Genomic DNA, 21514 nt, shown 5'->3' with positions numbered 1-21514 from the left:
TGTTCACGTGATCTCAGCCTAGACGTCGCGCGTCGCTGACACCGGGCAGCGCATCGAGCTTGCCCAGCAGGGTGGACAGCTGGCCGTAATCGCTCACTTTCAGGCGCAGGCGCAGGTGCGCGCGGCCGCTGTTGCGCACGTTGTCGCTATGGATATCCAGCACGTAGGCATCTTCCTGGGCGATCAGGTTGGTGATGTCCTTGAGCAGCCAGCGCCGGTCGACCGCGTCGACCACCACGTCCACCTCATAGCCACCGCCGGCCTGCCCCCATTCCACCGGCAGGATGCGTTGCGGGCTGGCCGCCGACAGACGCGCCAGCGCCGCGCAGTCGGTGCGGTGCACGGTCACGCCACGGGTGCGGGTCAGGTAGCCGACGATGGGCTCGCCCGCCACTGGCTGGCAGCAGCGGGCCAGCTGCACCAGCAGGTTGCCCACGCCCTGCACGGTGAACTTGGACGTGCCCAGGCTGTCGCGGCGTGCGGTCGGCCGCGGCAGTGCCGGCACCACCGGCTGGCTGGCCGCGCGTTCGGCTTCCAGCAACGCGCGGCTGACCTGGTTGGGGCCGGTATCGCCGAGCGCGACCTGGATGTACAGGTCATCCACGCTGTCGGCATGGAACTTCTTCGCGGCCACCGCCAGGTCGGCATGCTGCAGCCCGAGCCGCTTCAGCTCGCGGTCGAGCAGGTCGCGGCCGGCCTGTACGTTGCGCGCGCGGTCCAGCTTGTGGAACCAGCCGCGCACCTTTTCACGCGAGCGGTTGCTGGCCAGGAAGCCATTGGACGCCAGCAGCCAGTCGCGGCGCGGGTCGGCCTCCTTGCCGGTGAGGATCTCCACCCGGTCGCCGCTGCGCAGGCGGTAGGTCAGCGGCACGATGCGGCCGTTGACCTTCGCACCGCGGCAGCGGTGCCCGACCATGGTGTGCACGTGGTAGGCGAAATCCAGCGGGGTGGCGCCCTGCGGCAGGTCCATCACCTCGTCTTTGGGACTGAGCGCGTAGACCCGGTCTTCGGTCAGCTCCGCATCCAGCGCGCCGGCCAGTTCGCCGGCGTGGCCTTCCTGCGACTGCTCCAGCAGCTGGCGCATCCAGGTGATCTTGCGGTCGAACGCCTTCTCCGCGCCCTTGCTGCCTTCCTTGTAGCGCCAGTGCGCGGCCACGCCGAGCTCGGCCTGCGCATGCATGTCGTGGCTGCGGATCTGCACTTCGATGGTGCGCCCTTCCGGGCCGATCACCGCCGTATGCAGCGACCGGTAGTCGTTGGCCTTGGGCCGGGCGATGTAATCGTCGAACTCGCTGGGCACCGGCGCCCACAGCGAATGCACCACGCCCAGCGCGGCGTAGCACGCGGCCACGTCCTGCACCATCACCCGCACCGCGCGGATGTCATACAGCTGCTCGTAGGCGAGCCGCTTCTTCTGCATTTTCCGCCAGATGCTGTAGATGTGCTTCGGGCGGCCGCTGACCTCGGCCTGGATGCCCTGCGCCAGCAACTCGCGCGACAGCACCTTCTTGACCGTTTCCACGTAGCGCTCGCGCGCCATGCGGGTTTCATCGACCTCGCGCGCTATGCGCCGGTACGTCTCGGGCTCCAGGTGACGGAACGCCAGGTCCTCCAGTTCCCACTTCAACTGCCAGATGCCGAGCCGGTTGGCCAACGGTGCGTGGATGTCGCGGGTGAGCTGGGCCAGCGCGCGGCGCTCCTCTTCGGGCAGGCGGTCGGCCGCGCGCATGCGCGCCAGTTGCCGCGCCAGCAGGATTGGCACCACCCGCAGGTCCTGGATGATCGACAGCAACAGCCGGCGCAGGCCCTCGCTGTTGCGCCCCGCATCGCGACCGGCATGCAGCGCCCAGACCTGGTCGGCGGCGTCCAGCCCGTCGAGCAGCCCGACCACGGCGGTTTTGTGGGTGCCCAGCGGCAGCCCGTCCAGCCCGGCGCGCAGCCACGGCAGGTCGAACAGCAGCGCCGCCAGCAGCGCGCTGTCGTCGGCCGACAGCAGCGCCAGCGCATCCAGCGTATCGGCAAGCACCGGCCAGCCGGCGTGCATCGCGTGGTCGGCCTCGTCGGCCTGCCAGCGCTGCAGCAGCGCCTCGCGCAGCGCGGGGGGCAGCGACGCCGCCGAGGGTCGGTTCAACAAGCCATCCAGGCCGGGGACAGAAGCGCGGTTCACAGCATCATGCAGACAAGATAGAGAGCCCTACACTAGCGCTGCTATCGTTGCCCGACAATCAGAACCCGTTCCATTCCAAAATCCTGGAGACCTGCCATGCGCTTTTCCCGTCTGAGGTTGTTGGCCAGTGCGGCCGTCCTGCTGTGCATGGCCAGCCCTGCCCTCGCCCAGCGGGTCGTGGAAGGCGACCTTCAGCAGCAGATGTCGCCGGCCGAGTTCAAGGCCGCAGGCCTGGACAAGCTCAGCCCGACCGAACTGGCCGCCCTCAATGGCTGGCTGCAGGGCAAGGTAGCCGCCGTCGCCGCCGACGCGCGCGAGCAGGCACGCGAAGAAGGCCGCCAGGAAGTGATCGTCAAGAACCGGGGCTTCTTCGACTTCGGCAGCAAGGAGCCGATCAGCAGCACGCTGCAGGGCGACTTCCGCGGTTTCGGCAAAGGCTACCGGTATGTGCTGGCCAACGGCCAGGAATGGGAACAGACCGATGAGACCCAGCGCGCCGGCAGCCGCAAGTCCGCGCCGGCGGTCACCATCACCCCGGGGTTGGCAGGGGCGTGGTACCTGCAGGTCGAGGGCGTCAACCTGCGGTCCAAAGTCCGTCGCGTGAAGTAACGGGCGGGGCAAACCCCGCTCACGACTGGCGCAGCGCGGCAACGCGCTGGGCCAGCTTCTTGGCGGAAATCCCGGTTTTCGCCCCCAGTTCCTGCGCGAACAGCGAAACCCGCAGCTCTTCCAGGTCCCAGCGCAGCTCCTGCCACGGCGTGCGCCCGCGCAGGCCGCGCGCCTGTCCCTCGGCCAATGCATCGATGAACGGGCGCAGCTCCAGCATGCGTGCCTGGTCCCGCGGTGGATCACGCTTGGCACGCTCGCTGCGCAGGATCATCGCGCGCAGGTAACGCGGGTATTGGGCCAGTGCATGGGCCGGCGTCTCGCGCAGGAAGCCGGGGTGCACCAACCCGGCAAGCTGCTGCTCCAGGTCGTCCAGGTTGCCGCGCGCCCAGCCCATCAGCGGCGATTCCAGCAGCGGCTTGAGCTCGGCGACGTGCGACAGGATGTTCTCGGCCAGCTTCAGCCGCGCCATCGCCTCGCCGAACAACTCGCGGCCGGCCGCATCGCGGCGCTTGGCGAACGTCGCCGGATCACGGATCTCACCCAGCCCATCGGCCAGCACCGCGTTCATTGCCGCGTCCACGAGGTCGCCGCGCAGGCGTTCCTGTGATTCGATTGCCGCATACAGCAGGCCGGTCTTGGCCGGCACCGGCAGCTGCTTGCGCGCCTGCTTGGCCTTCTCCGCCAGTCCGATCTCCAGCAACCGCCGCACGCCGCGCGGATGCTGTTCCAGCGCCTCGTTGCGGTCGGCGAAGATGCGCAGCGACGCCGTTTCGCCCGCATCGACCAGCGCCGGATAGGCCGGCACACCCGCCTCGCCAGGGACCTGCAGCGGAATCGGGGTGGCCGGGAAATCGCGCAGGCCTTCGGCAGCGAGCGCGCGGCCCGCGCGTGCGGCGAAGGCGTCGCCGGCCTTCTCGCCGAAGCGCGCCCGCAATGCATCCAGGTCGCGCGATGCAGCCAGCAAGGTGCCCTGCGCGTCGTGCAGCCGCAGGTTCATGCGCAGGTGGAGATCCAGCGCCGCCTCATCGAAATCGGTGGCCGCCACCGGCACGCCGGTCGCGCGCGACAGGAAGCGCGCCAGTTCGCCGCGCAGGTCGTCGGCCGACGGCGCGGGGAAGGCCTCGGCGAAGGCACGGCCGAAGTCCGGCGCCGGCACGTAGTTGCGGCGCATCGCCTTGGGCAGGCTGCGGATGAGCGCCGAGGCCTTGTCGGCCACGAAGCCCGGCGCCAGCCACGACAGCCGCGACGGATCCAGTGCATTGAGCAGGTGCAGCGGCACGTCCAGGCTGACCCCGTCGTCCTCGCTGCCCGGTTCGAAGCGGTAGTGCAGCGCCAGCCGCGCGTCGCCGAGTGGCAGGTAGGCGGGGTAGCGCTCGGCGTCGCTGCCTTCGCCGGGCAGCAGGTCGGCCAGCGACCAGGCCAGCGCGCGCCGCTTCTCCGGGGCCAGGCCCTTCCACCACGCGTCCAGGCCGGTCGCCGAATGGATCTCCGACGGAATGCGGTCCAGGTACCAGCGTGCCTGCCAGCCCTCGTCGGCGACGATGCCGGCGCGGCGCAGCTTGGCCTCTTCCTCGCGCGCCTGCTCGAGCACCTTCAGGTTGTCGGCGATGACGCTGGCGCGGGTGTTGATCTCACCGGTTACCAGGCCCTGGCGCACGAAGATGTCATGCGCCTCGCCCGGCGCGATGCGACCGTAGTGGACCGGCTTTTTCGGGGCCAATACCAGGCCGAACAGGCTGATCTGCTCGGACGCCAGCACCTGCCCCTGTGCGCGCGACCAGTGCGGGTCGAAGTGCTTGCGCAGCAGCAGGTGCGGCAGTTCGGCGATCACCCAGTCCGGCTCGATCGCCGCATTGGTCAGGCCCCACACCTTCTGCGTGTCCAGCAGGGTGGCGGCCAGCAGCCACGGCGGCGGCCGCTTGGCCATCACCGAGCCCGGGAACGGCAGGAAACGGCGCTGGCGCGGGGCCAGGAAGTCGCCCTTGTCGCTGCGATGGCCGATCTGGGTGGGCAGGCCGGCGATCAGGGCGCGGTGCAGGGTCTGGTAGGCATTCGCGCGCACGCGTTCGCTGAAGCCGGCGCGCGGGTCCGGCGCCACGTCTGCCGCGACGGCCGGGGCGCGGGGGCTGCTTGCCGGCGGCGTTTCGGTCTTGCCCTCACGGGCCAGCCGTGCGGCACGGTGCTGCTGCCCACGCGTGGCCTTGGCCTTGGCCTCGTCGTCGCGCACCGGTGCAGGCGCGGAGGAACCGGCCAGCAGCGGTGCCATCGCGCTGTCCACCGGCTCCTCGCTCCAACCCAGCTCCTCGCACAGCACCCGCAGCTGGCGGTGCAGTTCGCGCCACTCGCGCATGCGCAGGAAGCCGAGGAAATGCCGTTCGCACCAGCCGCGCAGCTTGGACTGGGTGAGGTCTTCGTGGGCCTGGCGGTAGCCTTCCCACAATTTCAGCACGCCCACGAATTCCGAGCGGCCATCGGCGAACAGCGCGTGTGCGTTGTCGGCGGCGGCGCGCGCCTCCGGCGGCCGCTCGCGCGGGTCCTGGATGCCAAGGAACGAGGCGATCACCAGCATTGGCCGCAGGCAGCCCTGCGCCTGCGCGGCGACCAGCATGCGCGCCAGCTTGACGTCCACCGGCAGGCGGGCCATCTGGCGGCCGATCGCGGTGAGGCGGCGCTCGGCGTCGATCGCACCCAGCTCGCCCAGCTGCTGCCAGCCGTCGGCGATGGCGCGCTCGTCGGGCGCTTCCAGGAACGGGAAATCTTCGATTTTCCCCAGGCCCAGCTGCAGCATCCGCAGGATCACCCCGGACAGGCTGGAACGACGGATTTCCGGATCGGTGAACTCGTCGCGCGACTGGAAGTCGGCCTCGGAGTACAGCCGGTAGCAGATGCCCTCGGACACACGCCCGCAGCGGCCCTTGCGCTGGTTGGCGCTGGCCTGGGAGATCGCTTCGATATGCAGCCGGTCCAGCTTCTGGCGCGGGCTGTAGCGCTTGACGCGGGCCAGGCCCGGGTCGATCACGTAGCGGATGCGCGGCACCGTCAGCGAGGTCTCGGCCACGTTGGTGGCCAGCACGATGCGCCGCTTGCTGCCGGGGTTGAAGACCTGGTCCTGGTCCTTCACCGACAAGCGCGCATACAGCGGCAGCACCTCGGTTTCGCGGTACTTTCGCCGTTCCAGCGCCTGGTGGGCGTCGCGGATTTCACGCTCGCCGGGGAAGAACAGCAGGATGTCGCCGCGCGGGTCCAGCCGCGTGATCTCATCGACCGCGCCCACCACGGCGTCATTGACGGTGCGTTCGCCGTCGCGGCCGCCCTCCTCATCGCCACCGCCCTCGCCTTCCAGCGGCCGATAGCGCACTTCCACGGGGAAGGTGCGGCCTTCGACGCTGATCACCGGCGCATCGTCGAAATGCTGGGCGAACCGCGAGGTGTCGATGGTCGCCGAGGTGACGATCAGCTTCAGGTCCGGGCGCTTCCTCAGCAGCTGCTTCAGGTAGCCCAGCAGAAAATCGATGTTGAGGCTGCGTTCGTGCGCCTCGTCGACAATGAGGGTGTCGTACTGCGACAGCCAGCGGTCGCTGCTGATTTCCGCCAGCAGGATGCCATCGGTCATGAACTTGATGCGGGTATCGTCGCCGACCCGGTCGGTGAACCGCACCTGGTAGCCCACCGTCGTGCCCAGTTCGGAGTTCAGCTCCTGCGCCACGCGGGTGGCCACGGCGCGTGCGGCGATCCGGCGCGGCTGGGTGCAGCCGATCATGCCGGCCACGCCGCGGCCGGCCGCCAGGCACAGCTTGGGCAGCTGGGTGGTCTTGCCCGAGCCGGTCTCGCCGGCGATCACCACCACCTGGTGCTCGCGGATCAGGGCGGTGATGGCCTCGGCTTCACGCGCAATCGGCAGGCTGTCGTCCAGAGTGATCGACGGCTGCTTCAGCGCCCGCGCCTGGCGCCGCTGCACCGACGCCTGCAGGGCCTGCTCGAATGCCGCGGCCACGCCCGCATCGGCCGGCTTGGCCCGCACGCGCGACAGCATCCCCAGCAGGCGCCCGCGATCACGGCTCATGGCGCCGTCGATGGCGGTGTGCTGCGCCTGCAGCGGCGGGGCGGAAGGTTTACTGATAGAGGTCATCAATCGAATCGTTTAGAACTTTGAGTACTACTTGAAGAGTAGTCTGATCTATTGTGAAGGCCATCCCATCCACAAGGAGGATTTCCCCCATGGCGAAGACCAAGGCGCCGGCCAAACCCAAGACCGGCAAGCAGAAACTGGCGACGGCGGCTCCGTCGGCCCCGAACATTGATATCGGGATCAAGGAAGCCGATCGCAAGAAGATCGCCGACGGACTGTCGGCCTTCCAGGCGGACGCGTTCACGCTCTACCTGAAGACCCACAACTTCCATTGGAACGTGACGGGCTCGATGTTCAACTCGCTGCACCTGATGTTCGAAACCCAGTACACCGAGCAGTGGGCAGCCCTGGACGACGTTGCTGAACGCATCCGCGCACTGGGCTTCAACGCCCCGGGCTCCTACCGCGAATTCGCCGCCCTGACCTCGATCGCCGAGGAACCGGGCCTGACCGACAGCGCGGACTGGCGTGAAATGGTACGCCAGTTGGTCGCCGCCAACGAGGCCGTGTGCCGCACCGCCCGCAAGGTGCTGGACGTGGCCGACGACGCCGACGACGCCCCGACCGAAGACCTGATGACCCAGCGCCTGCAGACCCACGAAAAATACGCCTGGATGCTGCGCTCCCTGCTCCAGTAGAGCCGGGCTCTGCCCGGCTGGTAGAGCCGGGCTCTGCCCGGCTGGTGGTGCCGGCCAACGGCCGGCTCTACCGTCGCCTGATGAACCAGTGCGGGAATTCCGGACGGGGGAACACCCCCCGGAACCGGTAAACTACCGCGATGTCATCCCGCCCCGCGCACGAACTGCTCCACCGCATTTTTGGTTACGACGAATTCCGCGGTCCGCAGCAGGCGATCGTCGAGCATGTCGCGGCCGGCAATGACGCGCTGGTATTGATGCCCACCGGCGGCGGCAAGTCGCTGTGCTACCAGGTGCCGTCCCTGCTGCGCGACGGCACCGGCATCGTCATCTCGCCGCTGATCGCGCTCATGCAGGACCAGGTGGAAGCCCTGCGCCAGCTGGGGGTGCGCGCCGAATACCTCAATTCCACCCTGGATGCGGAAACCGCCGCGCGGGTGGAACGCGAACTGCTCGCCGGTGAACTGGAACTGCTGTACGTCGCGCCCGAACGGCTGCTGACCGGCCGCTTCCTGTCGCTGCTGTCCCGCAGCCGCATCGCCCTGTTCGCCATCGACGAGGCCCACTGCGTCTCGCAATGGGGTCACGACTTCCGGCCCGAATACCGCCAGCTCACCGTGCTGCATGAGCGCTGGCCCGACGTGCCGCGCATCGCGCTGACCGCCACCGCGGATCCGCCGACCCAGCGCGAGATCGCCGAGCGCCTGGACCTGACCAACGCCCAGCACTTCGTCAGCTCGTTCGACCGGCCCAACATCCGCTACACCGTGGTCCAGAAGGACAACGCCAAGCGCCAGTTGCTGGATTTCCTGCGCGGTCACCGCGACGAAGCCGGCATCGTCTACTGCATGTCACGGCGCAAGGTGGAAGAGACCGCCGAATTCCTGTGCAAGGAGGGCATGAACGCCCTGCCCTACCACGCCGGCCTGCCGGCCGAGGTGCGTGCCGCCAACCAGCGCCGCTTCCTGCGCGAGGACGGCATCGTCATGTGCGCCACCATCGCCTTCGGCATGGGCATCGACAAGCCCGACGTGCGCTTCGTCGCGCATACCGACCTGCCCAAGTCGATGGAAGGCTACTACCAGGAAACCGGGCGCGCCGGCCGCGACGGTGAACCTGCCGAAGCCTGGCTCTGCTACGGCCTGGGCGACGTGGTGCTGCTCAAGCAGATGATCGAACAGTCCGAGGCCGGCGAGGAACGCAAGGCCCTGGAGCGCTCCAAGCTCGACCACCTGCTGGGCTACTGCGAATCCATGCAGTGCCGCCGCCAGGTGCTGCTGGCCGGCTTCGGCGAGACCTACCCGCAGCCCTGCGGCAACTGCGACAACTGCCTGCTGCCGCCGGATGCCTGGGATGCCAGCGTCGCCGCCCAGAAGGCGCTGAGCTGCGTCTACCGCAGCGGGCAGCGCTTCGGCGTGGGCCACCTGATCGACATCCTGCGCGGCGGCGAGAACGACAAGATCCGCCAGTTCGGCCACACCGAGCTGAGCACCTACGGCATCGGCAAGGACCTCGACGCGCGCACCTGGCGCAGCGTGTTCCGCCAGCTGGTCGCCGCCAGCCTGCTCGAAGTGGACAGCGACGCCTATGGCGGCCTGCGCCTGACCGATGGCAGCCGCGAGGTCCTGAAGGGCCAGCGCAAGGTGATGATGCGCCGCGAAAGCCCCAAGACCCGCGAACGCGAGCGCGGCGGCCAGCGCACCGGCCTGTCCGTGCTGCCGCAGGACCTGGCGCTGTTCAACGCACTGCGTGGCCTGCGCGCCGAGCTGGCCCGCGAACAGAACGTGCCGGCGTTCGTGATCTTCCACGACAGCACCCTGCGCAACATCGCCGAACAGCGCCCCACCAGCGTCGACGCGCTCGGCCGGGTCGGTGGCATCGGCGGCACCAAGCTCTCGCGGTACGGCGAGCGCCTGGTCGAGATCGTGCGCGAAGAAGGCTGACGCCCGTGCGCCATGTCGGACCGGACTCCAGAGTTGAACCCGGCATTCAGCCACGGGTGCGCCGCGCGCGCATTGGCGCTAAGGTGGCGCCCATGTCCGCCGGTGGCCTGCTCCTGCGAGTGGTCTTGATGCTCAGCCTGTTGCTCAACGGGCTGAACGCGGCCATGGCCGGCCCGATGACGCTGGCGATGCTTCCGTCCGCCCCCGTCGAGGCCGCGGCACCGCCATGCCACAGCCGTGCACCGGTCGCCGCCGCCCATGCGCACCACGCCATGGCCGCTGACGAGACCGGCGTCCAGGCGCCGCACGACGGCGATCACTGCAAGATCAAGGACTGCCTGCGCAGCTGCGCACAGCAGCCCAGCCTGACCGTGCAGATCGCCTGGATCGCCACCCCGCCACCGCTCTCCGTGGCGCCGATCCTGGCCGCGCATCCGTCGCAGCCGATGCCGCCGCTGGACCGCATCACCCGCCCTCCGATCGCCTGATCCGCCGCGCTCTGTGAGCGCAGGCCTGAGGCTCTGTCTACGCGCCCCCGGCGCGTGGCGTTGACGGCACCGCGTGTGCCATTCGAATCGGATTCGGAGTTGCAATGTCTTTCCCTAACACCCCCGGCACGGGCGCCCCGCCCCTGCCGTCGCGGCGTCTGTTCGTGCAGGGCGTGGCCGCCGGTGGCGTGGTCGCCGGCCTGGCCGCCAGCGGCCTGCCCGCGCGCGCCTTCGCCGCGGCCGGCCCCGGCCTGGCCACCGCGCCACAGGTGCTCAGCGGCCCCCAGCTGGACCTGAGCATCGGCGAGTCGCTGGCCAATTTCACCGGCCGTACCCGCCCGGCCATCACCGTCAATGGCAGCCTGCCGGCCCCGATCCTGCGCTGGCGCGAAGGCGACACCGTCAGCGTGCGCGTGGCCAACACCCTGCAGGCGCACCCCACCTCCATCCACTGGCACGGCATCCTGCTGCCGGCCAACATGGACGGCGTGCCCGGCCTGAGCTTCAACGGCATCGCCCCGGGTGAGGCCTACCAGTACCGCTTCACCCTCAAGCAATCGGGCACGTACTGGTACCACAGCCATTCCATGTTCCAGGAACAGGCCGGCCTGTACGGCGCGCTGATCATCGACCCGTTGCAGCCCGCGCCCTACCGGTTCGATCGCGAGCACGTGATCCTGCTCTCGGACTGGACCGACCTCGACCCGGGCGCCCTGTTCCGGCGTATGAAGAAGCTCGCCGAGCATGACAACTACTACAAGCGCACGCTGCCGGACTTCCTGCGCGACGTGCGCCGCGACGGCTGGGCTGCCGCCACCGCCGACCGTGGCATGTGGGGCCGCATGCGGATGACGCCGACCGACATCAGCGACATCAACGCCCACACCTATACCTACCTGCTCAATGGCACCGCGCCGGCCGGCAACTGGACCGGCCTGTTCCGCAGCGGCGAGAAGGTGCTGCTGCGCTTCATCAACGGCGCCTCGATGAGCTACTTCGACGTGCGCATTCCCGGCCTGAAGATGACCGTGGTCGCCGCCGATGGCCAGTACATCCATCCGGTGAGCATCGACGAATTCCGCATCGCCCCGGCCGAGACCTTCGACGTGATCGTCGAGCCCAGCGGGCAGGATGCCTACACGATCTTCTGCCAGGACATGGGACGCACCGGCTACGCCGCCGGCACGCTGGCGGTACGCCATGGCCTGCAGGCGCCAATCCCCGCGCGCGATCCGCGCCCGCTGCTGACCATGGCCGACATGGGCCACGACATGGGCGATATGAGCAGCATGGCCGGAATGGGGCATGACATGGCCGGCATGCACGGCGGCCACGGCATGGACCACGCCGCGCATGGCGCCGCCCCGCCCCGTCATCCGGCCAGCGAGAAGGGAAATCCGCTGGTCGACATGCAGAGCATGGCCACCGATCCCAAGCTCGATGATCCGGGCATCGGCCTGCGCGACAACGGTCGCCAGGTACTCACCTATGGCGCGATGCGCAGCCTGTTCGAAGATCCGGATGGGCGCGAGCCGGGGCGCGAGGTCGAGCTGCACCTCACCGGCCACATGGAGAAATTCAGCTGGTCGTTCGACGGCATCCCCTTCGCGGGCGCCGAACCGTTGCGCCTGAACTATGGCGAGCGCATGCGCATCGTACTGGTCAACGACACCATGATGCAGCACCCCATCCACCTGCATGGCGTGTGGAGCGACCTGGAAAACGCCGACGGCGACTTCCAGCTGCGCAAGCACACCATCGACATGCCGCCGGGCACGCGCCGCAGCTACCGCGTGCGCGCCGACGCGTTGGGCCGCTGGGCGTACCACTGCCATCTGCTGTACCACATGGAAGCCGGCATGATGCGCGAAGTGAGGATCGAAGAATGAGCGCCATCCATTCCCTCACCCCGCGCCTGCTCGGCGCTGCGCTGCTGGCTGCGCTGTCCGCTCCTGCGTGGGCGCAGTCGCACGCACACACAGACGCTGATGCCGCGACAACGGACACCGTGGAGCCGGTCGATCACGCGAAGATGGACCACTCGGCGATGGATCATTCGAAGATGGATCACAGCGGCATGGATCACGCAGCAATGGGGCATACCCTCGCTGAGCCGCCTGCGATGAACCACTCGACGATGGATCACTCGAAGATGGATCATTCGAAAATGGATCACGCGGCAATGGGGCACGCCCCGGCAGCTCCTCCCGCCATGGACCATTCGACGATGGATCACTCGACGATGGACCATTCCGCCATGGGGCATTCCGCAGCGCCCAGCACGCCGCGCGAACCCATTCCCGTGGTCACCGACGCCGACCGTGCCGCCGCGTTCCCGCCCATCGATCACGGCGCGATGGAACATGCGCCGGACGTGCACAGCATGGTGCTGCTCAACCGCCTGGAACACTGGGATGGCCGGCACGGCACCGGCCAGGCCTGGGAAGCGTCCGGCTGGGTCGGCGGCAACATCAACCGCCTGTGGCTGCGCAGCGAAGGTGAACGCAGCGGTGGGCGTACCGAATCGTCCGACTTGGAACTGCTGTACGGCCGCAGCGTGTCACCGTGGTGGGACGTACTGGTGGGGGTGAAGCAGGACTTCCGGCCGGCGGACTCGCGCACCTGGGCCGCGTTCGGGATCCAAGGCCTGGCACCGTACAAGTTCGAAACCTCGGCCACCGCGTATGTCGGCGAAGGCGGGCAACTCGCGGCCACGCTGGAGGTCGAGTACGAACTGCTGCTCACCAACCGGTTGATCCTGCAGCCGCTGGTGGAGGCGACGCTGGCGGCGAAGGACGAACCGGCGCGTGGCATGGGCGCCGGGTTGAACAAGGTCGAGGCCGGGCTGCGCCTGCGCTACGAGTTCAGCCGCCGCTTCGCGCCTTATGTAGGCATCAGCCACGAACGCCTGTTCGGCGACACCGCCGATTACCACCAGGCCGCCGGCGAACACACCCGCGATACCCGCTGGGTCGCCGGCGTGCGCGTCTGGTTCTGACCGCGAGCATGGTTTCCCGCCGGCGCCGCACGCGCCCCGGGGGGTGGGGGGTGCTGGGGCCCCCGTTTGGGGGGTGGCTGGCCCAGGCCCGGCGGGGCCCCCCCGCCCCCCCCGCCGCCGCCAACCCCCCCCCCAACCCGGGGGGGGGGGGGGGGGGGGGGGGGGTTTCCCCCCCCGCCCTTGGTCCCCCCGGGGCCCCCCCCCCCCCCCGGGGGGATGGCGTAAGCTGCTCCCCCGTTTTGCTGGATGCCTGCCCATGGCCCTGCTGATCCGCCGCGCGACGCCGGCCGACGCCGAGCGGCTGTCCGCGCTGGCCATCGCCACCTATACCGAAACATTCGGCGATTCCTATCCGCCGCAGGACCTGCAAGACTTTCTTGCTGCGCACTACGCGGTGGCGCCGCAACGGCGCGAGCTCGACGACCCGCTCAGCGCCGCGTGGCTCGTGTTCGACGGCGAACAGGCGATCGGCTACCTCGCTGCCGGACCCAACAGCCTGCCGCACGCGCAGGCACGGCACGGTGACATCGAACTGAAGCGGCTCTACGTGCACGCCAGCCATCAAGGCAGCGGTCTTGGAGCGCAGTTGATGGAGGCGTTCCTGGCGTGGCTGGACCAGCCTTCGCGCCGCACGTTGTGGGTCGGCGTGTGGTCGGAGAATCTCGGTGCGCAGCGCTTCTATGCGCGTTATGGATGCGAGCAGGCAGGAACCTATTATTTCCAGGTCGGCGACAGCCGCGACCTGGAGTTCATCCTGTGCCGACCCTGAGCAGGGCCGGCGCAACCAGCGAACTGCGGATCAGAAATCGAACAGATCCGACAGGAAGCTCTCTTTCTTCTTCTTGCGGTAGCCGTGCTGGTCGCCGTGCTGCTGACCCAGGTGGCGGGTATCGCGATGCTGCACGTACGGCTGCTGTGCAGGCGGCGGTGGCGGCGCGGCGGCACGCGCCGGCGCAGCGGCACCGGCCGAGCGCTCGATGATCTTGTCCAGCTCACCACGATCCAGCCACACGCCCCGGCACTGCGGGCAGTAATCGATCTCGATGCCCTGGCGCTCGGACATCACCAGCGCCTGGGTAGTACACACGGGGCATTGCATCGATATGGCTCCATTCGGGGTCAGAAAGCGACTCTACCGTGGGCCACCTGACCGGCGCACAACGGGACAACGCCCGGATGACGTCATTTGCACGATCCCCTCACCTGCCGCTGCCCATACTGCCGCGCCTTTCCACCCCATCCTGTAAGGGAAACCCGCGTCATGCTGTTGTCAAAACGCCATGTTGCACCGCGCGTGCTGTTGATCGAAGACACCGAAGACACCCGTGAACTGAGCCGCATGGCGCTGGAAAGCCAGGCCTGCGAAGTGGCCGCGGTGAGCTCGGCCGAGGCGGCGCTGGGCCTGCTGCTGGCCGGCGAACGCTTCGACCTGGTATTCACCGATGTCTGCCTGGGCGGGCTGAGCGGCATCGAGGCCGCCCACCGCATCCGCCAGCACCAGCCCGGTCTGCCGGTCCTGGTCACCTCCGGCCTGCAGCCGGACCGGGTCATGCCGCAGTTGGCGCCGGGCATCCACTTCCTGCCCAAGCCTTATTCGATGAGCGAGCTGCTGGACGCCATCCGCGCCTGCTTCGGCGACCACGACGTCGACCGGGCCGCCTGAACCGGCCTGCTCAGTCGCGTGGCTTGTAGCTCTTGTTGCCGGCAGGCGTCAGGCAGTAGCGACCGCCGCGCGGTCCCGTGCACAGCCGGCCGCTGCTGCACGGGCAGCTGCCCGCGCTCGCGGGCGCGGCCGCCGCCGGCGTCAGTCGCGCGCCGACTCCGGCTCCGGCAGCTGAACATATCTTTTTCGATGCACTGATCGACCCATCATTGCAGACGAACGAGCCGCCCGCGCAGTGGGAGATGCCGCCCTTGGCTCCCGAGCAGGGCGTATTGCCCGCCTGCACCTGTCCGGCCGCCAGTCCAGCCAACAGCATCAGCCAGAAAAATCCCTGTATCAGCATGAAGCCCCTACCGCATGCGCGCCCCTCCGGCGCAGGGAAATCCTACCCTTTCATGCGGCTTTTATGGTCACGACCTGGCTCAGCGAACGACCTTGCAGCTCAGTCGCGTGCCATAGAAGTCCAGCGTGGCCTCGCCCTGGTGTTCCCAGAACTCCACACCTTCGCGGGTGTAGCGGCTGCCACTGGCCGACGGTGCGACGAACGCAATGGCCTGGTCGCGCCCCAGCCGGATGACTGCGGCCTGCGGGTCGAACTCGTTGTGGAACACCACCGAAAGCGGCTTGCTGGCATCGTCGCAGGTGTACTTCACCGGGGTGGGTCCGGGGCCGTTCACGGCCGCCAGCCGAAGCTCGACGATACGCGTCTGATACGACTCCACCAGGCAGCGGTTGGCGTCCACCGCTTGCCAGCAGGCATCCCGGCCCTTGACCCAGCCGCGTTGCTCGGCGGCCACATCCAGCTCCGCCGGACCGGTCTGCGCCGCCTTGTAGAGGGCGGCCAGCTCACGGTCCAGCGCGGACAGCCGTGGGTCGCCGCACACCGTCTTTTCCGCATCGTTCGCCGCCTTGGCGCAGTCGAACGACGGGCCCTCGCTGCCGGCGACGGGCGGCGTGGTGGGCGCCGGAGCCGGCCGGGGTGATTCGGACGCCGCCGCCGGAGACGCGGTCGTTGCGGGCGCCTTTGCCGGATCGGTGGGCGTGGGTTTACAGGCGGCCAGCGCCAGCGCGCCCAGGCCGATGAGGACAAAACGGTTCATGGCACCTCCAAAACGCCACACGGAAACCGCGCCAGTCTGCGCCACGCCGCGCTCAGGCGGCGTGTAGGCGGATTACTCAATGGTGCAATCCTCGACCCGGGCGGTATCCGGCAGCACTTCAATGCTGCCTGCCGCCAGCTGCGTGAGTATCGCTTCCGGCCCGCGCCAGCTGCGCCACTGCAGCCCGACGCTGGCCGCGCGCGGATCGTGAATCCGGTCCACCACCGGCAGCGTCCAGCCGCGACGGTCGTACTCGGCCAGCCACTGCGGGCAGCGCTGCGCCAGCACCTCGCGCGGACGCGTCACCAGCGCCTCGCAGTCCTCGCGCTGGAACGGCGTCCAGCCGCTGGCGAGGTAGCGCTGGAACGCGGGGCCGTCATTGGTCAGCGCCGCCATGTGTGCGTCGGCAACATCGCGCACATCGATCCCGCGATGCAGCCGGTACAGCAGCATGCGTTCGGGCGGCTCGGGGAAGCAGCGGGACATGCGGATCACGCGCACGTCCAACTCCGGTCCGGCCGCTTCTTCAAGCCAGTGCTCGGCCGCCAGTTTCGAGCGGTGATAGACCGTGCGCGGCAGCGGCGTTGTGCGCTCATCCACCCACGTGCAGCGCCCTGGCACGATGGCATGCCCGTACAGCGCGGTGGTGCTGGTAAACACCAAGCGACGCACGCCGGCCTCACGCGCGAGCATCGCCAGCGTGCGCGTGCCTTCAACGTTGATGCGCTGGAACTCGCTGTCGCTGAACAGCCCCACGTGGGGCGCGTGCAGGGCGGCCGCATGAATGACCGCATCCACGCCTTCCAGCACCTTGGCCAGCGTGCGGGTGTCGGTGATATCGGCCACGTGGCGCGTGGTCGCAAACGGACTGCGGTCAATGCCCACCACCTCGTGGCGGGCGGCCAAGGCGCCAAAAATGGCGCGACCCACTCGGCCTGAACTTCCTGTCAGGAGAATCTTCACTGGGATACACATGTCAGCGCCCGGGAGCTACCGGGATCTGGCGATTGTAGCGACTTGGGTGCATAGGAATATCACTCATTCCGATGACACCGGTGACGTTCGAACAGCTTTCTCTTTACTCCCGCACACGGCAAACCGACCCCGCGAAACGGGGCCGGCTGACTCACGCAACGTCAGAACCGGTAGTTCACACCGGTGTAGAAGAATCGCCCGATGTTGTCGTACTGCGCGCTGCCGAAGCCCGTGCCGTAGAGGTTGTACGGTGGCTCGCGGTCGAACAGGTTGCGTACGCCCAGATACAGATTCAGGCGCTCGGTGGCCTTGTAGCCGACGCGTGCGTCGGTGAAGGTCATCCAGGACACTTTGATCGGATACTGCAGGTCCGGGTTGGTCGCGTACTGTTCGTTCGACACCAGGATCTGGCTGTCGACATAGCGGGTACGCAGGCTGAGGTCCCAGGCGCCACGGGCGTAGCCGATGGTCAGCGTTCCCTTCCACGTTGGCGTGCCCAGCACATTGCGCTCATCCTCGACTTCGTGCGGGAAACTCTGGAACGGGTAGCTGAGGTACTCCTTGAGATAGGTCCCCTCCAGCTTGGTCGTCAGGCGCCCACCGAACACGTTCTCAACTGCGTAGTCGATGCCGAAGTCGATGCCTCGCGCCCGCAGCTTGGAGATGTTGAGCGGCAGAACTTCCAGTCCGGAAATCGCGTACTGATCATCCGTGGCGCCTGAGATGTCACGGGTGATGCTGGCGCAGAACTCGTTGTCGATGCCGCCCGCCGCATCCACGCAACGGTCCGCCAGCTGCTGGCCACTGACGGAACTGATGGCGTCCTCGATCTGGATGTCCCAGTAGTCCACCGTGATGCCGAACCCTGGCAGCGCGGTCGGCGTGAACACCGCGCCCACTGTGAACGTCTTGCTGGTCTCCTCCGACAGGTTCGGGTTGCCACCGGACAGGCCGCGGCGCGTAGAGGTGTCGTTGGGCGTCCAGCCCACCGGCACGCCAAGCGCACTGCAGTTGGCCTGGCGGACGGCCGGATCCGCGCCGCGTCCGATATTGGCCGCAGAACAGGGATCGCTGATGGAGAAGAAGTTCACTGACTGCGGATCGTAGAGTTCGGAGATGTTGGGCGCGCGCACCGCGTTGGAGAAGGTGCTGCGCAGGCGTAGGGCGTCATTGAGCGCCCAGTCCAGCCCCGCCTTCCAGCTCACTGTAGTGCCGACGGTCGTGTAGTCCGAAACGCGGCCGGCCAGGTCCAGGTTGACGTTCTTCGCGAACGGCAGGTCAGCCAGCAGGGGCACGTTGACCTCGGCAAACGCCTCGCGGACGGAGTACTGGCCCCGCTGGTTCTGGATCGCGTTGAGGAAGGTCAGATCGGCCTGCTGCAGCGGGTCGGTGGTCTGCTGGCTGGTTTCCTTGCGGAACTCGACACCCGAGGCAAAGCCCACGGAGCCGGCGGGCAGCGCGAACAGTTCGCTCGTGGAGAGGTTGGCCGAGAAGACCTGCTGGGTCAGTTCGGTGCGGCTCGGGGTACGGGTGTTGAACCATGCCGCCGCAGCCGGAGAGACCGCACCGGCGCCAAAGATGCTGGTCGGGACACAGCCCGCCAGCAGGTCGCCGCCCGTGAGCGGATTCGCCGGACCGGCAATGCCATCGCGGGTGGCCCGGCACACGATGTTGCCATTGGCGTCGAACACGGCATCGATCGAGGCGTTGAAGCGGTCCGGCAGCTGGTTGTTCAGATTCGTCCGGGTCTCCACCGTTCGACCGTAGTTGGCGCTGGCTTCATACGACCAGTCCGAGCCGATTACGCCCTGGATGCCCGCCACGATGCGCCCGGTCTTGCGGGTCGTGTCTTCGCCACGGAACCCCGCATCGGTGTTGTTGCGGCTGATGCGCAGGCGCGTGAGCCCGTTGTCGTCCATGAACTGCCCCAGCGCATCGCTGATGTAGGCGTTGTCACGCGGGATCAGGTAGCTACCGAACGAGGGCCCAGACGTGGAGAAGGCCTTGGTCTTGCCCTGCACCCACTTGCTTTCAACGAAGATACGGTGGTTGTCGTTGAGGTCGAATCCAACGTTCGCATTGACCGCAGCGGTGCTGTTGCTCGGCTGCAGCTGGCCGTACTGGTTCGGGTCCAGACTATCGCAGTCGGAACAGCCCGAACGCGCCGTGTCGATGATGCCGTCGAAGCGCTGCGGGCGCAGGCTGCCATCGGGATCGAACACATAGCGATCATGGGGCGTGGCGTTGCGACCGTCGAGATCGAACACACCGCCGGCGGTATAGCTGTAGATGCTGGCATTGCGGGCCAGGAGGGTGCGGGTCTGGCTCGGATCGTCCGGATCGGTCAGATAGCGCTGCGAGTCGCGGCTGAAGGCCCGGTCGCGAAGGTACAGCGGATCCTGGCTGTTGAAGGCGGCCGAGAAGACGAACCGACCGCGATCCTCCGCGAACGTGCCGCCACTGACGACGTTGACCGAGCGCTCGTTGAAGTTGCCCTCCTCCGAGTGGCCGATCTGGGCGTTCACCACTGTCCCGTCGAAGGACTTCTTGAGGATGAAGTTCACCACGCCACTGACGGCATCGGCGCCATAGATGGCCGAGGAACCGCCAGTGAGGATTTCAACACGCTCCACCAGCGCAGCCGGGATGGTGTTGATGTCCACCGCCGAAGAGCCCGCGGCACTGGCAATGTGGCGACGGCCATTGACCAGCACCAGGGTGCGATCCACTCCCAGGCCGCGCAGATCCAGAAGGTTGAGGCCAGCGGTGCCGATGTACCGCGACGAGTTCCCCATCGAGTAGGTCGTGGACATCTGCGGCAGAGCGTTGATCACGTCGCCGAGCGTCACTGCACCCGTGGCGCGGATGTCTTCGGCGGTCAACGTGCCAACCGGTGAAGCAGACAGGTAATCCACGCGCGGAATGCGCGATCCGGTCACCATTACTGCATCAAGTCGTTTGATGTCGTCACTTTCGTCCGTAGGCATCCCAAAGTCCTGTGCCTGCGCCGTGGCCGCTGCAGCAACCATCAGAACGGTGCCGACGGCCGTAGCCAGTGTCTTCTTGTACATCCTTGATTCCCTCTTGCGTCAAGTCTGGATGGCAGTCGACGCTGCGGACCTCGCGCGGAGGTAGCGACACGTGACCCGCCATCCAAAGTGGATCCAAATGCCCGCTGAAACGTTTCAGCAGGACACCTATGACGCACTCAGGCAGAGGGTTTTGCTATCAGTTTGTTCTGATTGAATCGCGGAAAAGCACGCGAACGCTATTCGGGATTGCCGAACCATCGCGACAGTGACTGGGTGAGTTGCGCAACGTCTGGCGTACTGTCAGTAGCCCACGCGACGAACCCGTCGGGTCGCACCAGCACCGCGCTCAGGCCCAACCGGTCCTTGGCGTCCTGCGCGACGTACTGCAGGCGACCACCCCAGCGACGCGCAAGCGCTTCGAGCTGCGGTCGACCGTCGAGGTCGAGCAGTACACCGTTGCCCACTTCCATAAGTGCGCCGAGGCGGGTGCCGTCAGCCAACTCGAGGTCAGGACAGCTGCAGCCGACCAGCGGATGATCGCCTTCCAGATCGTAACGAAGGGATACGCCCCAGATGCGCTCGGCAAAATAGGTGGTGCCGTCGCGCGTGTTGATGAGGTCGCGGATGACAGCCTCAAGCGCTCGAGAGCTTTGGGTGGGGCGCATCAGCGCAACCTGGGCGCGCGACCAGTCGAGAATCTGCGCAGCAACGGGCTGCCGCTCCGTTGTGTAGGTATCAAGCAGTCCGGCAGGCGCAACGCCACGGTGGGTGGCAGCAAGCTTCCATCCCAGGTTCATGGCGTCGCCCAATCCCAGATTGAGCCCTTGGCCGCCCAAGGGCGAATGGATGTGTGCGGCATCGCCAGCAAGCAGCACGCGCCCGTTGCGATAGGTCCTGGCGAGGAAGGCGCGATCGGTCCAGGTGGTGGCCTGCTGCAGTCCCGTCACGGTTACCTCGGTGCATGAAATGCGCCGCAGGACCTCCTGCACGTGTTCAACGCTGACGGGGTGCGTTCGGTGGAAAACGCCGCCGTCAAAATCGACCATCGCAATGGTTCCGGGCGGCTGGTAGGTATACATGCCAGCTGCCGTGTAGTGACGGCCCGCGCTCAGCAGCTCCGGGTCGGCAAGGTCCACTTGAACCGAGTAGCCGGTGAACTCGGGCTCGGTTCCGACGAACTCAACGCCGCCAGCCTTGCGCACGGTACTGCGTCCCCCATCGCAACCGACGAGCCAACTTGCGCGGAAGGTTTCATCACCCGCGTGGACCGTTACCTCATCGTTGGATTGATCGAAGCCGTGAACACCTTGGCCGCGCCTTACTTCCGCACCCATTGCGATTGCGCGGGCTGCCAGTGTGGACTCAAGGCGCTGCATCTCAATCGCCAGGGTGGTGCCGCCGGGACCCGGCAGATGGTATGGCCACTTGGAACTGTCGACGTTGTCGAGAAAGAACTGGATACCCGCGAAATGGCCACCCGGTCGTCGGGCCTGCCGGCTCCAATGCGCGGCACTTGCAACGCGGTCGCTCGCTGCGCCCTCCGCGATGTCGTTGAGCAATCCACGACGGTAGAACGCGTCAAGGGTCGGCGCCGAAAGGCCGCGCATGCCAAACGGCAGGCATTTCAACGGTGAGGAAGGTTCTGCCGCCTGCTCAAGAACAAGCACGGACAATTCGGCCAAGCGCAGTTCGCAGGCGAGAAACATGCCAACCGGACCTGCGCCGGCGATGATGACGTCGTAGGAAATTGGGTGTGACTGACGCATGGGAAG

16 protein-coding genes are annotated in these 21514 nt (G+C 67.6%); 8 read left to right on the top strand and 8 right to left on the bottom strand.

The annotated features are described in order from the left end of the window. Positions 1-13: 13 nt before the first annotated feature. Positions 14-2167, bottom strand: a complete 2154-nt coding sequence (locus tag ACOZHM_RS03730) for a RelA/SpoT family protein (RefSeq protein WP_421567615.1) — start codon at positions 2165-2167, stop codon at positions 14-16. A gap of 96 nt (positions 2168-2263) precedes the next feature. On the opposite strand from ACOZHM_RS03730, the gene ACOZHM_RS03725 reads away from it, so the two are divergent. Further along, positions 2264-2776, top strand: a complete 513-nt coding sequence (locus tag ACOZHM_RS03725) for a hypothetical protein (protein WP_421567614.1) — start codon at positions 2264-2266, stop codon at positions 2774-2776. Positions 2777-2795: 19 nt separating this feature from the next. Here the strand turns inward: ACOZHM_RS03725 and hrpA are convergent, their stop codons facing one another. Next, the gene (gene hrpA, locus ACOZHM_RS03720) at positions 2796-6905 is read right to left on the bottom strand and encodes an ATP-dependent RNA helicase HrpA (RefSeq protein ID WP_421567613.1); all 4110 of its coding nucleotides are present in this window, start codon (positions 6903-6905) and stop codon (positions 2796-2798) included. 89 nt (positions 6906-6994) lie between these two features. On the opposite strand from hrpA, the gene ACOZHM_RS03715 reads away from it, so the two are divergent. From ACOZHM_RS03715 to ACOZHM_RS03690, 6 genes are all read left to right on the top strand, one after another. Next, positions 6995-7543, top strand: a complete 549-nt coding sequence (locus tag ACOZHM_RS03715) for a Dps family protein (RefSeq protein WP_421567612.1) — start codon at positions 6995-6997, stop codon at positions 7541-7543. Positions 7544-7683: 140 nt separating this feature from the next. Next, on the top strand, positions 7684-9486 hold the full coding sequence (recQ, locus tag ACOZHM_RS03710) for a DNA helicase RecQ (RefSeq protein ID WP_421567611.1): 1803 nt from the start codon (positions 7684-7686) through the stop codon (positions 9484-9486). A 92-nt stretch (positions 9487-9578) separates the two neighbouring features. Further along, positions 9579-9974: a CopL family metal-binding regulatory protein gene (locus ACOZHM_RS03705; protein WP_421567610.1), complete on the top strand. Its 396-nt coding sequence runs from the start codon at positions 9579-9581 to the stop codon at positions 9972-9974. 104 nt (positions 9975-10078) lie between these two features. Then, on the top strand, positions 10079-11863 hold the full coding sequence (locus ACOZHM_RS03700) for a copper resistance system multicopper oxidase (RefSeq protein ID WP_421567609.1): 1785 nt from the start codon (positions 10079-10081) through the stop codon (positions 11861-11863). Further along, the gene (locus tag ACOZHM_RS03695) at positions 11860-12972 is read left to right on the top strand and encodes a copper resistance protein B (protein WP_421567608.1); all 1113 of its coding nucleotides are present in this window, start codon (positions 11860-11862) and stop codon (positions 12970-12972) included. The genes ACOZHM_RS03700 and ACOZHM_RS03695 overlap by 4 nt, the downstream gene beginning before the upstream one ends. Positions 12973-13228: 256 nt before the next feature. Beyond that, positions 13229-13741 carry a GNAT family N-acetyltransferase gene (locus ACOZHM_RS03690; RefSeq protein ID WP_421567607.1) on the top strand — a complete coding sequence of 171 codons (513 nt, stop codon included), beginning with the start codon at positions 13229-13231 and terminating at the stop codon, positions 13739-13741. A 30-nt stretch (positions 13742-13771) separates the two neighbouring features. Here the strand turns inward: ACOZHM_RS03690 and ACOZHM_RS03685 are convergent, their stop codons facing one another. Continuing rightward, positions 13772-14071: a zf-TFIIB domain-containing protein gene (locus tag ACOZHM_RS03685; RefSeq protein WP_421567606.1), complete on the bottom strand. Its 300-nt coding sequence runs from the start codon at positions 14069-14071 to the stop codon at positions 13772-13774. A 162-nt stretch (positions 14072-14233) separates the two neighbouring features. Here ACOZHM_RS03685 and ACOZHM_RS03680 point away from each other — a divergent pair, with 162 nt between their 5' ends. Next, positions 14234-14635: a response regulator gene (locus tag ACOZHM_RS03680; protein WP_421567605.1), complete on the top strand. Its 402-nt coding sequence runs from the start codon at positions 14234-14236 to the stop codon at positions 14633-14635. A gap of 10 nt (positions 14636-14645) precedes the next feature. Here ACOZHM_RS03680 and ACOZHM_RS03675 read toward each other — a convergent pair whose 3' ends face one another. From ACOZHM_RS03675 to ACOZHM_RS03655, 5 genes are all read right to left on the bottom strand, one after another. After that, positions 14646-14978 carry a hypothetical protein gene (locus ACOZHM_RS03675; RefSeq protein ID WP_421567604.1) on the bottom strand — a complete coding sequence of 111 codons (333 nt, stop codon included), beginning with the start codon at positions 14976-14978 and terminating at the stop codon, positions 14646-14648. A 79-nt stretch (positions 14979-15057) separates the two neighbouring features. Further along, on the bottom strand, positions 15058-15735 hold the full coding sequence (locus ACOZHM_RS03670) for an MliC family protein (protein ID WP_421567603.1): 678 nt from the start codon (positions 15733-15735) through the stop codon (positions 15058-15060). 72 nt (positions 15736-15807) lie between these two features. After that, entirely contained in the window at positions 15808-16710 is a 903-nt protein-coding gene (locus tag ACOZHM_RS03665; protein WP_421567602.1) for an NAD-dependent epimerase/dehydratase family protein, read from the bottom strand. Between the two features lie 161 nt (positions 16711-16871). Continuing rightward, entirely contained in the window at positions 16872-19781 is a 2910-nt protein-coding gene (locus ACOZHM_RS03660) for a TonB-dependent receptor domain-containing protein (protein ID WP_421567601.1), read from the bottom strand. 197 nt (positions 19782-19978) lie between these two features. Then, positions 19979-21508 (bottom strand): FAD-dependent monooxygenase, encoded by a 1530-nt coding sequence (locus tag ACOZHM_RS03655; protein ID WP_421567600.1) that lies wholly within the window; start codon positions 21506-21508, stop codon positions 19979-19981. Positions 21509-21514: the final 6 nt, after the last annotated feature.

Source organism: Stenotrophomonas sp. PD6 (assembly GCF_049199305.1).
GTDB lineage: Bacteria > Pseudomonadota > Gammaproteobacteria > Xanthomonadales > Xanthomonadaceae > Stenotrophomonas.
The sequence above is the reverse complement of the archived record's forward strand: the minus strand, read 5'-3'. Positions and strand labels throughout refer to the sequence as shown.